Source organism: Argonema galeatum A003/A1 (assembly GCF_023333595.1).
GTDB lineage: Bacteria > Cyanobacteriota > Cyanobacteriia > Cyanobacteriales > Aerosakkonemataceae > Argonema > Argonema galeatum.
In genome coordinates this window covers 1-14764 of the sequence record NZ_JAIQZM010000040.1, presented here as the reverse complement: position 1 = coordinate 14764, position 14764 = coordinate 1, and the positions used below count along the sequence as shown (strand labels likewise).

Below are 14764 nucleotides of genomic sequence, written 5' to 3'. Positions count from 1 at the left end.
TCGGTCATCGTCTATGTTCTTATTATGAAACAAATTTGGATCGTTATATTTAGCCTTATTTTACGCCTAATAGTAAGACCGATTTCTGCTTTAACGGGTAGAGGAGCCGGAAAATTCGCCACCCTACTACCCAAAAGACAAACCTATCTTGTCAATAAGTATTGCGGTCAATATAAATTTAAAGTTGATACAACATATCCTATAGAAGCTTCTGTTTGGCTTGGCGGGGTGTACGATGTTGTCACTACAAAATTTTTACGCAAGGCTATTCGTGCAGATGATGTCTTTTTGGATATTGGTGCAAATTGCGGTCTACTCACCTTAGTAGCTGCCAGTTTAATCAATCATGGTAAGATTTACGCTTTTGAACCAGCACAAACTATCCGTTCTCGTCTGCAAGCAAACATAGAGTTAAATCCCAAACTGAAAAATCTCGTAAAAGTTGTACCGTTCGGATTAGGATTAGCCAAAGGCCAACTTTTTTATCACGAAGACCAAGAATATAGAGGGAATGGAGCTTTACAGGCAATTTCTGGCATTCCGGTAGATGTAATTTCTCTAGATGAGTGGGTATTACTTGAAAACATAGACAAAATAGATGCGATCAAAATAGATGTTGAAGGCATGGAATATGATGTTTTAGTTGGCGGTAAGGCAGTACTGGAGAAGTATCATCCGTTAGTTTATTTTGAAACTCTGCCAATTTTCTTTAAGTATACTCCTCATAATATTAGAACCATATACGAATTTCTTGCCAACTTCGGTTACCGGATCGTTAGCCCCACAGATCCCTACAATGAAATCCCATTTGATGGGCCTTATCCTGCTAATTCAGTCGCAATTCATCCAAGCCAAGCTGACAGATTGGGGCAGGGGGAACGCAGGCAGATCCGAAAAGTAAATTGAAGAGATTTTTTACCACACATTAACACAGATGAACACAGATGGGTATAGAATTATGGTAATGCTTCCGACTTTTATTTAGGATTTTTCGGATAGGCTCTAATATCGTTTGGATTTATTTATGCTACATAATAACACTCTCTGATGTAGGGGCAATCCATGAATTGCCCCTACATCTGTAGCAAACATTTAGGTAATCCATATAAGTCTGGGAATTATATCAAATCCGTCTGCGTCGGAATTGTTCGTTTTTCCCCTCTGCCCCTCTGCCCCTCTGCCCCTCTGCGGCCATAATGATTCAGACACAACCGGAAACGATATTACCTGCAACCAAGAGAATCGCGAGTCACCACGCCTGTTTTAGAATTGACACCGCTTGCTTGTTGGCATAATTGTCTGATTTGGGCTCCATCTAGTAGGGCATCGGTGAAGTCTGCACCAGTAATATTAACACCATTAATAATAGAGCGCAGTAAAATTGCTTGGACTAAAACGGCATCGCTTAAATCGGCATCGGTAAGGATAGCTTGATCCAGCATTGCGTTAGTCAAGTCTGCTGCGTGCAAATTTGCGCCAGTCATGATAGAGGTGCTAAAAACGGCTCCACGCAAGTCAGCATTGGCAAAGTTTGTCCATTCTAAATTGGCGCTGGAAAACTCAGCTACCCGCAGGGTTTGACCGGAGAAATCTTTTCCTGTCAGTGCTGCATTGGTAAAAGACAGGGGAGGAGGATACTTTAGTGCTTGCGCTGGTAAGGCAGAACAGCAGAGAATAAGAGCGAATAGGAATGCAGTCAGTTGCCGGAAAATCATAAAAAAGTGGTTTGATTAGTTGATTTTAAAGGCTATATTTCAGATTACTGCATTCTGCTGCCAATTACAGAGATAGCGGGAAAAATGATGCGCCGCTGCACTTGAGGATACTGTGGCTAGAAATGGGGAAATTGGTAGGTTGAGAATTACAGTCAAAAGTCAACATTTCATAACCATCAATCCCCAATCGGAAAATCAAAAGTTTTCGCAATAGGCGTAGAGTGTCTTTAAAATATACCCAGCCAGGAAAGTGTATTCGCTCTTGGGCTATTTTGCTGGGATAAACCTGATAGGGAAATAACCCTATCAGGTTTAAAACTTTTATATACTACTGTCATATATAGTTAATGCTAACAGGTTAATATGAATCGCCTCATCCCTTTTGACCAAGTGAACGGTAGCCATAATAAAGCGCTGGAGTGCCGTCCCGATGACTACAGATCCTGGTATAGGCGGGGCAATGCGTTGCGTGCCGGTCGGCGCTACAGGGATGCTCTAGCTAGTTACGATAAAGCTATAGAGTGCAAGTCGGATGACTGCCGAGCTTGGTATCAACGGGGAAATGCTCTGGACGATCTGGGCCTTTACGAAGATGCTCTAGCCAGCTACGATCGAGCGCTGAAGTTGAACCCGCTGGAATACTGGACTTGGTACTGGCGGGGTCATACGCTGCATAAAGTGGAACGTTATGAAGAGGCTCTAGCCAGTTATGACGAAGCGTTAAAGTTGAGACCGGAGGATTACTGGGCGTGGTATAATCGGGGCCATGCGCTGCGGGAGTCACGGCGTTACGACGATGCTCTAGTCAGTTACGATCGAGCCTTGAATTTGAGACCGAACGACTACTGGGTGTGGTATTGGCGAGGCGACACTTTGCGTTTGATGGGTCGTTACAAGGAAGCGATCGCCTATTATAATAAGGCGCTGAGGCTAAGACCGAAGGATTATTGGGCTTGGTATCGCCGAGGCGATGCGCTGCTAGCTAATGGTCGATATCGGGAAGCGATCGCCAGCTACAATAAAGCCATAGAAATTAATCCTGACAAAGCTGACCTTTGGTACTGTAAAGCTTGTTGTTTTGGAATCTTAATTAAGGTCAATCAGGCTATTGAAAGCTTGCAACAGGCGATCGAGCTAAATCCAGACAAATACCTCATCCTAGCCGCAACTAGCTCGTATTTTGACCGAATTCGCGGAAACGATCGGTTTCAGGAATTACTCAAAAAATGAAGATTTCTGCTTCTAAACCCTATTAACGTAAGTTGCTAGTTATATCATTAAGACTGGTAGGAGTAGGTACGTTGTTGCGCTTTAGCGCTCTAAGAGCGCTAAGCGCAACAACGTACCCATTATCCATTCCGAACAAGAGCCAATGGAACTAACTAGCAAATTGATTACCTATTTTCTCCCCAACCCTTGTTTTTTTGACTTTTGACTTTTGACTTTTGACTTTTATAGCCACTCATTAAAAATTAGGATTCGATCCGCAATGACGATAATTCGCGTGCCTAAATCATGGGAAATTCCCGAACGGGAAGTAACCCCAGAAGCTGTTTTTTTCAATCGGCGTCGCTTTCTCAAAACGCTGATGGGGGCAAGTATCATGCCAATACTCGGATGTCAGCAATCTGAGGAATCAAAAGTCACCTTGTCAACAAGTTTGGATAAGGCTAAATTAACTTCAGTTAAACGCAATCCAGCATTTGCGGCGGTCGATCGTCCAATCACTGAAGAAACTCTCGCTGGCAGATACAATAATTATTATGAATTTGGTAGCGGTAAATCGATTTGGCAAGCAGCCCAAGCTTTGCCAACTGAAGATTGGAAAGTCGAAGTAACTGGTCTGGTGAAAAATCCCCGCACTTACGATTTAGACGATTTGCAGAAAAAGTTTCCTTTAGAAGAGCGGATTTATCGCTTTCGCTGCGTTGAAGCATGGTCGATGGCGATTCCGTGGATTGGATTTCCCATGCGCGAATTAATGGCGGCTGTTGAGCCTACTTCTAAAGCTAAATTTGTACGCTTTACCTCCTATTACAATCCTAAAATTACGATCGGCCCCTTTTGGACATTGGGGAAAAAATTGCCTTGGCCCTACACAGAAGGTCTGCGCTTAGAAGAAATGGCGAACGAGTTGGCGTTTTTTGCAGTAGGAGTTTACGGTCATTCCTTGCCAAAACAACACGGTGCGCCGATCAGAGAAGTAATACCGTGGAAGTATGGTTTTAAGGGTGCGAAGTCAATTGTAAAAATTGAGTTTGTAGAAAATCAGCCAGCAACTTTTTGGAATACACTTGTGCCGAACGAATATGATTTTGTGGCAAATGTGAATCCGACTAAGCCTCATCCTCGTTGGTCGCAAGCAACAGAAAAATTTGTCGGTAAGGGGCAGAAGTTTTCTTGGGAAAAACGCATTACCCTTCCTTATAACGGTTATGGGGAATATGTGGCGAGTTTGTATGTTTGATGTAGTGCGAGCGCATCCTATAGAAACAGAGGCTACAATCTAGAGAATAGGGGATTAGAGAGACTGGTGAATGACGCTTAACTTTGAGTGGGATGAGCAAAAGGCAGAGGCAAATATTAAAAAACATGGCGTTTCATTTGAAGAAGCTGAAACAGTTTTCGACGAGCCATTCTCCATTACTCTTGATGACCTACTACACCCCTATGAAGAAGACCGCTTTTTAACGATTGGCTATTCTGAGGAGCAACGGCTGCTAGTTGTTGTCCACAGAGATCGAGGAGATAATATTCGTATCATCAGCGCTAGACCTGTTACCAATTCTGAAAGGAGAATCTATGAGCGAATTATCTAAGCAAAAGAGTGATTATGAAATGCCTGATGACTACTCAGAAATCCTGGATGGATATGATTTGAGCAAAGCAGTGAGAGGTAAATATTCTCAACGCTATCTCAAAGATAAACAGAAATCTATAGTGAAAATCACCAGCGAAGATGGTGACAGATATGTGACCATGAAAACTATTAAAGCAAAAGCAATTGTTACAGATGATGGCAAGCTGACAGCTGAGGTAGAGTCCGATATGAAACCGGGAGAATACCGAGTCACGCTGATAATTGAAGAACGTAGTCAAGGAAGAAGGACATCCTAAAACACCAGAACCAATTCACCGCAAGCATTTCACTTTTGAATGAGTGACTTTTGCTATAGTATAAATTCCCAGATTTATTGTGAAACATCTCACCACAGGTAGAAGCTAGGTCAGCAGAAATTACCCAGCAACTCAAGTGGTAGGGTGCGTTGCAAAGCACTATACACTACTATTAGTGTATGAGTAATAATTTTGCCTAAGTCAAGATCCGGCATTACTTATCGCGTTTGAGTGAGACAATCTTTACTATGAACTTCATAAAATTGAGCATTTATTATGGATCTCGATCTAATTCAACCCAAACAAAAATTTCTGCTTACAGACATCAGCTGGGATGCCTATGAAACTATACTAAAAGTCTTACAAAATCGTCCGGTTCGCGTTACCTACGATCGCGGCAATCTAGAACTAATTAGTCCCTCCTATAGGCATCAGCGCTACAAAACATTAATCGGACGTTTTATTAATATTCTAGCTGAGGAGCGAAATATTCCCCTAATTAATGCAGGTTCTACGACCTTTAAGCGTCAGGATTTGGAGCGGGGGTTGGAACCTGACGAATGTTTCTACATCCAAAATGCGTCTGCTGTAGTCGGTAAGCAAGAAATTGACTTGACCTGCGACCCTCCCCCGGATTTGGCGATCGAGATCGATATTAGCACCAGTTCGCTCAATCGGATATCAATCTATGCGGCTTTGGGTATTCCAGAAGTCTGGTGCTACGATGGCATCACAGTCAAAGTTTACCTACTCGGAGAAGGAAAAGATGGAAAGCCAACCCAAAGGCTGACTTTTCCATTTTTAGCACTGCCAGAGTTTATGCAGTTCCTCCGAGAGGCAGAGATGGTAGACGATCCGACGGTGTTTCGATCGTTCCGGGATTGGGTGAAGAAAGGTTTGCGGTAAAAACTGCCTATATTTGCTTGGGTGCGGTCATAAGTAGTTGGTTGGCAGAAAAAGTCTTCAAGAGTCCCCCTTGTCCCCCCAATTCACCAACTGTTTTTGACCCCTCCCCCCTTCTTCCCCTAGCCCCTAGCCCCTAGCCCCTAGCCCCTTCTTACTTGTCCCCAGTCGCCTCGATCGGCCAAATTTTGATTGTATTGTCATCGCTACCGCTGGCGAGAAATTGCGATCGCGGACTAAAGGCGATAGCATCAACTGTGTCTAAATGTCCGGTGAGAGTATCCAGCAATACACCTGTGGTGGCGTCCCAAATCTTGATAGTTGAGTCACCGCTGCTAGCTAGCTTCTGTCCATCGGGACTAAATGCGATCGAACTCACCGCATCGGAATGTCCGTGAAGAGTATTTTGGATGCGTGAGCCAATCAAGTCCCACAGTTCGATCGTACCTTCTCCCGTACCGCTGGCGAGCATTTGTCCATCAGGACTGAAAGCAAGCGATCGCACCCGCAAAGATTGCCCGGTTAAACTCTGCTTTTTCTCCCCAGTAATAGCGTTCCACAATTTAATGGTATTGTCAAAACTGCCACTAGCAATTGTCTGTCCATCGGGACTAAATGCGACAGCAAATACCCAGGAAGAATGTCCTGTTAGGGTTTGCCGCAATTCGCCTGTATTGGCATCCCAAAGTTTGATGGTATTGTCGTAACTGCCGCTAGCAATAGTTTGCCCATCGGGACTGAATGCAACGGAAGATACCCAACCAGAATGACCGATGAGGGTATGCAGCGGCATACCTGTATTGGCGTCCCACAATTTAATAGTATTATCTGTACTGGCACTAGCTAAAGTTTTGCCATCTGGACTAAAAGCGATCGCATTTACTCCGCTTAAATGACCCGACAAAGTTTTAATTTGGTTACCAGTTTTTAGCTCCCACAACTTGATGGTGCTGTCGCCACCACCGCTGGCGAGAATTTCTCCATCTGGACTAAAGGCGATCGCATTTACCCTGCTGAAATGCCCCAAAAAGGTATTGTAAGGACGCAACTCCCCCGTTTCTATCAGCTTATTGTCACTCTTGGCAGTTGATGGCACAACCAACTGATTAATATTTTTTTCTGCTGCAATTGCCGAGTCCGATTTTTCTGCCTGCTTTGGCCGACCTTGGTAACTCTGCTGATATGGGTTTGTGCTTAAATAATCATAAATTTGACTCCCTGTAAATCCCAGCATTAGAGTCGCATTAACTGCCAGAAATTCACTAGCAAACTTAGGAAGCTTTTTCTTTTTAGACTTCCTCCTCTTTGTCAAATGTATTGTCAAATGATTTGTAGTTTTGACAGGGCTTACCTTAGCAGTATTGTAATATGAAAATAATTGCCATGATAGCTGATTTAAAGACAAATGGCGTTCAATTTCCGCCAGATACTGTAAAATTAATCGCGTACTTGAGGGGCGATTTCCTGGAAAGGGAGCCATCAAGTAATCGATAAAATCCGCGACTGGTTGTGATACCTGCGGGGCACTATTTCGCCACAACAATTCACCCGTGTGGGGATCTTCAGGCAACTCATTGGGAGACTTCCCAGTGAGCAGATAAATAAAAGTGCGCCCCAAAGCAAAAAAATCAGATTGAGGCACTGCTTTACCATTAGCTTGCTCGATTGGCGTGTAGCCTGCGGATATAATTCCCGTCACATTTTGTCCGCTACCGACTTTCGCTAAGTAAGTGCCTGAAATCTCTCTAGCTGTGCCAAAATCAATTAACGCCAATTGCCCATTGGAGCGCCGCATGATGTTGGATGGCTTAATATCTCGGTGGAAATATTCTTGCTGATGTACTTGCGCCAAGATTGTTGCCAACTGTTTTAACCAGTCAACTGCTTCTGCTTGGGAGATAGGCTGATAGTTTCTTGCTATGAGCCATTCTTCTAAATTGCAGCCATCAATTTTCTCCATCACCAGACAGTGCAGCAGTTGTTGACTCTTTCTGGGCAAAATGGTAAAATACGCTTCGCGATCGATTCTGGGAATACCCGGATGGCTTAGCCGACTCAAAACCTGCTCTTCCTGCTGAAATAGGGAAACTGCCTTGGGATGGTTGCTCTTGAGTACTTTTAAAACTTTCGAGATTTCACCATCCAGCACTTCAAAGGTTTTGCTAAAGCCACCTCCGCCCAAGTGACGCATGACCCGATAGCGCCCTTGCAATAATATATCCCAACCGCAGTTGCGACAAATGCGATTGGGAAGATTCAACGGATCGGCGGGTTTTGGGCAATCCCAATTTAAACAATAACTCACGGCGGTAGATTACTTCAGACTATAAGCCTGTGACGATGCTAGCTAAAGAAGCAGTCCGCCACAATGGGTTAGTGCTAGGCTAGTGCGATCGGCCCGTTAAATTCAACGCCCTACAGACATAGTTGCGTCCCGCAACAGGCCACTTAAAGATAAATTTGGCTCAACGCTAGCCAGGTTTTGGGGCTAACAATCCCATCAACCTTGATTCTAGCCCCTTCTGACCCTAGTCCCTTCTGACCCCTTCCCTCTTTTAACTCAAAACTCAAAACTCAAAAGTTCCCCTAGTCCCTAGCTATATCTTTGATATCCTCTTAGCGCGATCGCAAATCGCTATGTCGTAGTTGAAGAAAAAGTCGATGGCGCAAACGCCGCCATCAGTTTCAGTTTTGACGGTCAAATGCGATTGCAAAGTCGAGGACATTATCTCACAGGAGGAGAGCGAGAAAAACACTTTAATTTATTCAAACAATGGGCTTACAGCCATGCGGCAGCGTTTTGGCAAGTGTTGGGTACTCGTTATGTGCTGTATGGCGAATGGTTGTATGCAAAACACACTGTTTTTTACGACTATTTACCTCACTATTTCCTAGAGTACGATCGGCTGGATATCGAACAGGGGAAGTTTCTCAGCACTCAAAGCCGAAAGCAGCTATTAGGAGGATTGCCGAGCGTTTCCGTGCCAGTGTTATTTGCAGGTAGATTACAATCATACAAGCAACTAACCGGATTGTTAGTAAATTCAAATTTTATTCGGTTCGGACACTTGGAGAGATTTCGCCTATCCTGTCAGGAAAAGGGATTGGATGTAGAGCGATCGCTCAAACAAACAGATCCCAGTTCTGTGATGGAAGGATTATATATTAAAGTAGAGGAGGAAAAAATTGTAAATGCCCGATATAAATATATTCGTGCCAGCTTTTTAACCACCGTATTGCAATCCGACGGTCATTGGCTCAACCGGCCTATAATACCCAATTTGCTTCGCCCCAATGTAGACTTGTTTGCGTTATGAATAGCTACCACATTTTATCACCAATTTGGTCATTTACAAACTGTCCCGAACCTCCCAATTGGACACTAGATTGGTCAGCACTTCAGGCAGAATTTGACTGGCTTAAATCTCTTGAAAATTGTCCGCAAGACCCTCGCTATCATGCGGAAGGCGACGTTCTCACCCACACTCGTTTAGTGTGCGAGGCGCTCATATCTTTACCAGCTTGGCGAGAGTTACCAGCTAGCGAACGAGCGATTCTATTTGCTGCTGCTTTATTGCACGATGTAGCAAAACCTGCTGCTACTAAAATAGAAGCCGATGGTAGCATTTCATCAAAAGGTCACGTTCGCCAGGGAGCAAAGATGACACGGCAAATTCTCTATTCAATGAACGTGCCGTTTCAGCAAAGAGAAGCCGTTGTGAATTTAGTGCAATATGGCAGTCTACCTTTGTGGTTTTGGGATAAAGAAAACCCGCAAGCTTCTGTCATAAAAGCCAGTCAAATAATCCGGTGCGACTTGTTAGCGTTATTGGCAGAAGCTGATGTGAGGGGTCGCCATAGCAATGACCGAGAACAACTTTTAGAACGGATAGACTTTTTTCGAGAATTTTGTCAGGAAAATGACTGTTTTGAGCATCCCAGACATTTTGCTTCCCATCACAGTCGTTTTGTCTATTTCCAAAAGGAAAATGGCAATCCAAATTATACCGCCTTTGACGATACTCGTTTTGAAGTTGTCCTGATGTCAGGATTACCCGCATCTGGTAAAAACCATTGGATTTGCGAACATTTGCCTGATTGGACTGTAATTTCTTTGGATGAATTGCGAAGACTCATGAATATCTCGCCTGAAGATAACCAAGGTGCTGTGGGCGATCGGGGGAGGGAAATAGCTAGAGAGTACATGAGGTCTGCGAAATATTTTGTCTGGAATGCGACAAATATTTCTCGGCAATTGCGTTCTTCTTTGGTTAATTTATTTTCTGCTTATGGGGGAAGAATTAGGATTGTTTATCTGGAAGCTCCTTGGGAAGAATTATTAGAGCGTAATAATTCTCGCCATGCTAAAGTGCCGGAAAAAGTGATAGAGAGAATGTGCGATCGCCTGGATATTCCCGACATCACAGAAGCTCATGTTGTGGATTGGGTTTATAGCTAGGGACTAGGGGCTTTCTTGCTAGGGACTAGGGGAAGAAGGGTAGAATCCGCCAACGTTTCAGGAATTTAGAATGTCCTAACCGCCAAGGCGGTTGCTATAAGTCCGTAATTGAGGCAGATATGTCTAAGTCAGATAAGAGAAAAATGGCAACCAGCCGCGAGGTGTATGACCGTATTTTATGGGATGCACGCCTAAATCCCAGTGCGTTTATTATCGGATATAGAGAGCGTACATCAGAGGATAAAATCTGGGAAAAACCTTTCTTAAAATGGCAACCAAACGGAGATATTCCCTGGCATCGGATTCGCTACATTCGCTGTCAAGAAACTGTTGTTTGGGATCGCGATCGGCATTTGGATTTGCTTTCAACAGGAGAGTTGCCCGCTGCTGCATGGGTAACGCACAATGAGCTGGCGTCGGAAAATTTCCCATTTGAAGCGCGATCGGTTTACGGGTATGGTTCGTCAGGTTGGCAAGTAGTCGAGCGCACTTTGGGAACGGCGAAATTAAATAGTTTAAAAATAGTTAGTTTTAATGTTCTTTGGGATAACTACGAGTCGGAGATTATCCATACAGCAAAGCGTATTCCAGTTATTTCCGAACATCTGCGCTGCTGCGATGCTGACATCATTGGTTTGCAAGAAGCGACGCCACAACTGTTGGAATTTCTATTAACACAAAATTGGGTACGCGATTACTTTATCTCGGAATCGCCTTCTGGATCTACGCTTCATTCACATGGTATTTTGCTTTTGTCGCGATCGCCATTTACTCTAGTCGAACATCAGTATTCGGCGCACAAGCGAGTGTTCGTGGGAACATGGCTTTTCAACGATAGACCGTTGCGGGTAGCGGCGGTGCATCTGACGAGCGATCGGGCCTACAATGCGATCGAAAAGCGTACCCTTCAACTAAATATATTGTTTGAATATCTGAAAACGCAACCAGGTGAGTGTTTAATTGTAGGAGACTTTAATAGTAGAGATAATGAATTAGGAGAAATATTAGCAGAAAATAACTTTATCGATGTTTGGCAGCTACTGCATCCAGAAGAAGTAGGTTACACTTTCGATCCGCCGCGAAACCCGCTGGCAGCACTGATGAGTTTAACCGGAAAGGCGGCGCGATTCGATCGCATCCTACTGCGAGATGAAAGTAAGCATTGCATACCACATTCGATAGAATTATTTGCCTGCGATCCTATTCCCGATACTGAAAGAAAACTTTATCCTTCGGATCATTTTGGCGTGCGTGCAATGCTGGAATACACGCATCCAGAAACCCGGTTTCTTGGAGAAACCGGGTTTCTTTCTGATGTGCTTCCTGTCTATCAAAGCTTTGTAGGTTGGGTTGAGGCACGAAACCCAACAAATGCGTTGGGTTTCGCTCGCGCTCAACCCAACCTACAAAGAAATGGCGAAGGTATTGTTGGAGAAACCGGATTTCTTTGTGATGTGCTTCCTGTCTATCAAAGTGCTGTGGTGGTAATTCCCCCAGCCGAATTTTGGCCTGCAATTCAGACAATTCGCCGCCGTTTCGATCGCTCTTTCCACCGTTGGATGCCGCACATTAACCTGATTTATGGTTTTGTGCCGGAGGAATATTTTGAAGCAGCGCTAAAAGCGCTCGCACAAACATTAAAACAGATAAAACCTTTTCAAATAACATTAGAAGGTTTCGACACTTTTACTCACCGTTCCAGCTCTACCGCGTGGTTGCGTCCTGTTGCAGATCCACCGGAAGCATTACATCAGTTACAATCCGTTTTACAGCAATTATTTCCCCAGTGCGACGAGCAAAGCAAAAAGTCGCCAAATGGTTTTACGCCTCATCTTAGTGTAGGTCAATTTCCCAGTTCAGAAGAAGCATTTTCCCAGCTTCCTTCTTGGCATCCAGTAAGTTTTCCTGTCGAGTCAGTAGCTTTAATTAGCCGTTGCGGTGACGAACCTTTTGAGGTGCGATATCTCGTGCATTTGGGAGAGCAAAACGAAGATATCGGTGTTGTCAAACTCTTGTGGAACCCCACCCCCAACCCCTCCCCGTCGCACGGGGAGGGGAGCAATACTGTTCGGTTCTCGCCCCCTTCCCTTGTAGGGAGGGGGGTTGGGGGGGTAGGTTTCTCCGATCCGAACAGTATTGGGGAGGGGAGAACTGAGCTTGTACAACTTATTAATAAGCTGGAACCGCAACTGAGTCAGACACAGCAAGCGCATCGGGAAACAATTTTGTCGATAATAGCGCAAGCTTGTGCGGAATGTTTGGGTTTTCAACCATCGCTGCATCTACTCGGTTCGGCGCGTTTGGGGGTGCAAAGTCCGCAAAGTGATTTAGATATTGTTTGTTTAATTCCCGCTCATTTATCCGGTCAGGCATTTTTAGAAAGCGTGCAACAGAAATTGGTGGGATTGTGCGATCGATCGAATCTAGTTGAAGATGCACGGATGCCAGTATTGAGGATGCAAATTGAAGGGTTATCGGTGGATCTGCTTTACGCACGCACAACTGCCGAACCAAGTAAGTTTGTACGGATAAAAGAGAGCGATCGAGAATTTTTCGATCCTGTCAGTTGGCAAGCAGTTTCCAGTTGTTTGGCCTCCGATCTAATTGCAGAGGCAGTACAAAAGCGAATACCTTTAGCATCTTTTCAGGAGCTATTGCGTGCGGTGCGTGCTTGGGCAAAAGCACGTCAAATTCACGGTAATGCTTGGGGTTTTATGGGCAATTTTTCTTGGGCATTGCTAGCAGCTTGGAGTTGCACAAATTACCCGCTGGATATTGCGAATATTGAAATTGAAACATTGCTGGTTCATTTTTTCCAAATGTTAGTCCAACATGATTGGACTCAGCCTGTATCTCTGACGGAAGCTGGCAAACTGTATCGTCCGCGCTTACCCCGCGATTGGCTACCTGTGGTAACGCCAATTGAACCGTGTCAAAATAGTGCGCGAAATGTTTCCCGTTCGACTGCACAAATCTTGCAAAATGAATTCGTTCGCGCTGCAAAAATAGCTGAACAAGTGTTAGCTGGTGAGGTTGGTTGGTCAAGTTTCTTTGAGTCGATCGAGATCGAAAAAGAATCGAAATTATTGTTAGTTGTTACCGCCACAAGTGAAGATAATGAAAGTTTGGAAGGCTGCGGCGGTTGGCTGGAGGGAAATGCGATCGGTTTGGTCATATATTTGGAACAGCAACTGAATGCGTCGGTTAGACCTTGGCCTGGAATTAAAAGAGAACAAAATAGGAGTAAAATTGTTTTGGGTTTGCAGGTTTCGGAAAGTTGCGATCGCGCTACTATAGAACAGATTGCCAAAGAGTTTGTAACTCGCTCTTACTTTGGAAATAATTTTTCTATTGAGTTACTAACTTAGCATAATTCAAGGCGGTAGGGTGGGCGTATAGCTAGGGGCTAGGTGAAGAAGGGTCTAGAATCAAGGGTTTGGTGGAATTAAGAACAACACCCAGAAACCCGGTTTCTCCAAGAAACCGGGTTTCTAATGCCCTGTTAAATTCAACGCCCTACAGACATACCTGTACTCCCATAAGTCTAAAAATATAATTGGCTTAACGCTCACCAGGTTTGGGGATCAACAATTCCATCGGCCACCAACCCTTTTTCTTTTTGGAATGATTTTACAGCCGCCTCTGTGCGTAGACCGAAGAACCCATCAAGCACATTGCTGTAGTAGTTCTGGCAATACAAAACTCGCTGCACAATTCTGACGGCATCACCGTAGCTACCGTAACACAGAACCGGCAGAGCCTCAGTGGCAGTTGTGCGATCGCTCTTGGTTTGATACTGGCTTAGAGATTGCATAGCCTATTTTTCATCAAACTTTACTTCCACACTACTCATATAATACAAAGTACCTCGCCAATACAGCACCCGAATGGGTGATTTTACTGAGTTGGGACAACTGGGGGGTTTGACAGTTCGCAAAAAATGCGTGATTTTACTGAGCTTTCGGGCTAAAGGAATGAGTTACAACTTGCATTCGACAGCTCGTTCCAGAAGTAGCCGCCAACCTGGACTTGCAAACCGCGCTAACCAGTACATCCAAAACGATGTTGGAACTAACCAAGTGATTGGTAAGTGTCCCACAGGTGCATCACTCGTAAAATCGATCTCATTGTAGCCGATCCACTTGTCTCCCCTGCGCCAACCGACTCGCTGGGCTAAATTTGCGTAATCTCCATCAACCTCTTGGTAAATTCTCTTAATTACACTAAAGCCGAAGCGATCCTGGCTAGACTCTACCCAAAGTCGATCAATAATTATAAGGGCGGCGCAGGGAAATTGTTGGATATCATTTTGGGTGAGCAAGCACTCTGTTCTTTCCTTCGCACCCGCGATCTCTAGCATCAATTGCCTAGTTTCCAGATCGGCTTCTTTCCACTGTTTAGCTGCTAGTAGACGGCCTAATTGAGTATAGTCAGCACTATGACCTAATTTCATTAACTTGCGTCCAACAATAGGAAATTTTTCATAATGATACTAAGTAGGTGGGCATAATTAAACGTAAAACTGCTAGGCCCTTAGAAACCCGGTTTCTTGGAGAAACCGGGTTTCTGG

General features: G+C 44.4%; 13 protein-coding genes. 9 read left to right on the top strand and 4 right to left on the bottom strand.

What is annotated here, in order from left to right:
- Nucleotides 1–24: 24 nt before the first annotated feature.
- Nucleotides 25–906: an FkbM family methyltransferase gene (locus LAY41_RS27210; protein WP_249104957.1), complete on the top strand. Its 882-nt coding sequence runs from the start codon at nt 25–27 to the stop codon at nt 904–906.
- A gap of 317 nt (nt 907–1223) precedes the next feature.
- Here the strand turns inward: LAY41_RS27210 and LAY41_RS27205 are convergent, their stop codons facing one another.
- Nucleotides 1224–1715 (bottom strand): pentapeptide repeat-containing protein, encoded by a 492-nt coding sequence (locus LAY41_RS27205; RefSeq protein WP_249104955.1) that lies wholly within the window; start codon nt 1713–1715, stop codon nt 1224–1226.
- Nucleotides 1716–2078: 363 nt separating this feature from the next.
- On the opposite strand from LAY41_RS27205, the gene LAY41_RS27200 reads away from it, so the two are divergent.
- The 5 genes from LAY41_RS27200 (at nt 2079) to LAY41_RS27180 (ending at nt 5738) form a co-directional block, all read left to right on the top strand.
- Complete coding sequence (locus LAY41_RS27200; RefSeq protein WP_249104953.1) at nt 2079–2945, top strand: tetratricopeptide repeat protein; 867 nt, start codon at nt 2079–2081, stop codon at nt 2943–2945.
- A 259-nt stretch (nt 2946–3204) separates the two neighbouring features.
- Nucleotides 3205–4182 carry a protein-methionine-sulfoxide reductase catalytic subunit MsrP gene (msrP, locus tag LAY41_RS27195; protein ID WP_249104951.1) on the top strand — a complete coding sequence of 326 codons (978 nt, stop codon included), beginning with the start codon at nt 3205–3207 and terminating at the stop codon, nt 4180–4182.
- 70 nt (nt 4183–4252) lie between these two features.
- Nucleotides 4253–4534 carry a BrnT family toxin gene (locus LAY41_RS27190; RefSeq protein ID WP_249104950.1) on the top strand — a complete coding sequence of 94 codons (282 nt, stop codon included), beginning with the start codon at nt 4253–4255 and terminating at the stop codon, nt 4532–4534.
- Entirely contained in the window at nt 4518–4832 is a 315-nt protein-coding gene (locus LAY41_RS27185) for a response regulator (protein ID WP_249104948.1), read from the top strand. The genes LAY41_RS27190 and LAY41_RS27185 overlap by 17 nt, the downstream gene beginning before the upstream one ends.
- A gap of 276 nt (nt 4833–5108) precedes the next feature.
- Nucleotides 5109–5738 (top strand): Uma2 family endonuclease, encoded by a 630-nt coding sequence (locus tag LAY41_RS27180; RefSeq protein ID WP_249104946.1) that lies wholly within the window; start codon nt 5109–5111, stop codon nt 5736–5738.
- A 151-nt stretch (nt 5739–5889) separates the two neighbouring features.
- Here the strand turns inward: LAY41_RS27180 and LAY41_RS27175 are convergent, their stop codons facing one another.
- The gene (locus tag LAY41_RS27175) at nt 5890–8040 is read right to left on the bottom strand and encodes a WD40 domain-containing protein (RefSeq protein ID WP_249104945.1); all 2151 of its coding nucleotides are present in this window, start codon (nt 8038–8040) and stop codon (nt 5890–5892) included.
- A gap of 319 nt (nt 8041–8359) precedes the next feature.
- On the opposite strand from LAY41_RS27175, the gene LAY41_RS27170 reads away from it, so the two are divergent.
- The 3 genes from LAY41_RS27170 to LAY41_RS27160 all read left to right on the top strand — a co-directional run bounded on the left by LAY41_RS27170 (nt 8360) and on the right by LAY41_RS27160 (nt 13562).
- Nucleotides 8360–9052 carry an RNA ligase family protein gene (locus LAY41_RS27170; RefSeq protein ID WP_338023063.1) on the top strand — a complete coding sequence of 231 codons (693 nt, stop codon included), beginning with the start codon at nt 8360–8362 and terminating at the stop codon, nt 9050–9052.
- Nucleotides 9049–10194, top strand: coding sequence for an AAA family ATPase (locus LAY41_RS27165; RefSeq protein ID WP_249104943.1), 1146 nt, complete (start codon nt 9049–9051; stop codon nt 10192–10194). Before LAY41_RS27170 ends, LAY41_RS27165 begins: the two co-directional genes overlap by 4 nt.
- 119 nt (nt 10195–10313) lie before the next feature.
- A complete protein-coding gene (locus tag LAY41_RS27160) occupies nt 10314–13562 on the top strand; it encodes a poly(A) polymerase (RefSeq protein WP_249104941.1) in 3249 nt (1082 codons plus the stop codon).
- A gap of 200 nt (nt 13563–13762) precedes the next feature.
- Here the strand turns inward: LAY41_RS27160 and LAY41_RS27155 are convergent, their stop codons facing one another.
- Together LAY41_RS27155 and LAY41_RS27150 are read right to left on the bottom strand one after the other, a co-directional pair.
- Entirely contained in the window at nt 13763–14008 is a 246-nt protein-coding gene (locus LAY41_RS27155; protein WP_249104938.1) for a peptidoglycan-binding domain-containing protein, read from the bottom strand.
- A gap of 165 nt (nt 14009–14173) precedes the next feature.
- Nucleotides 14174–14647, bottom strand: coding sequence for a GUN4 domain-containing protein (locus LAY41_RS27150; RefSeq protein WP_249104936.1), 474 nt, complete (start codon nt 14645–14647; stop codon nt 14174–14176).
- Nucleotides 14648–14764 lie beyond the last annotated feature (117 nt).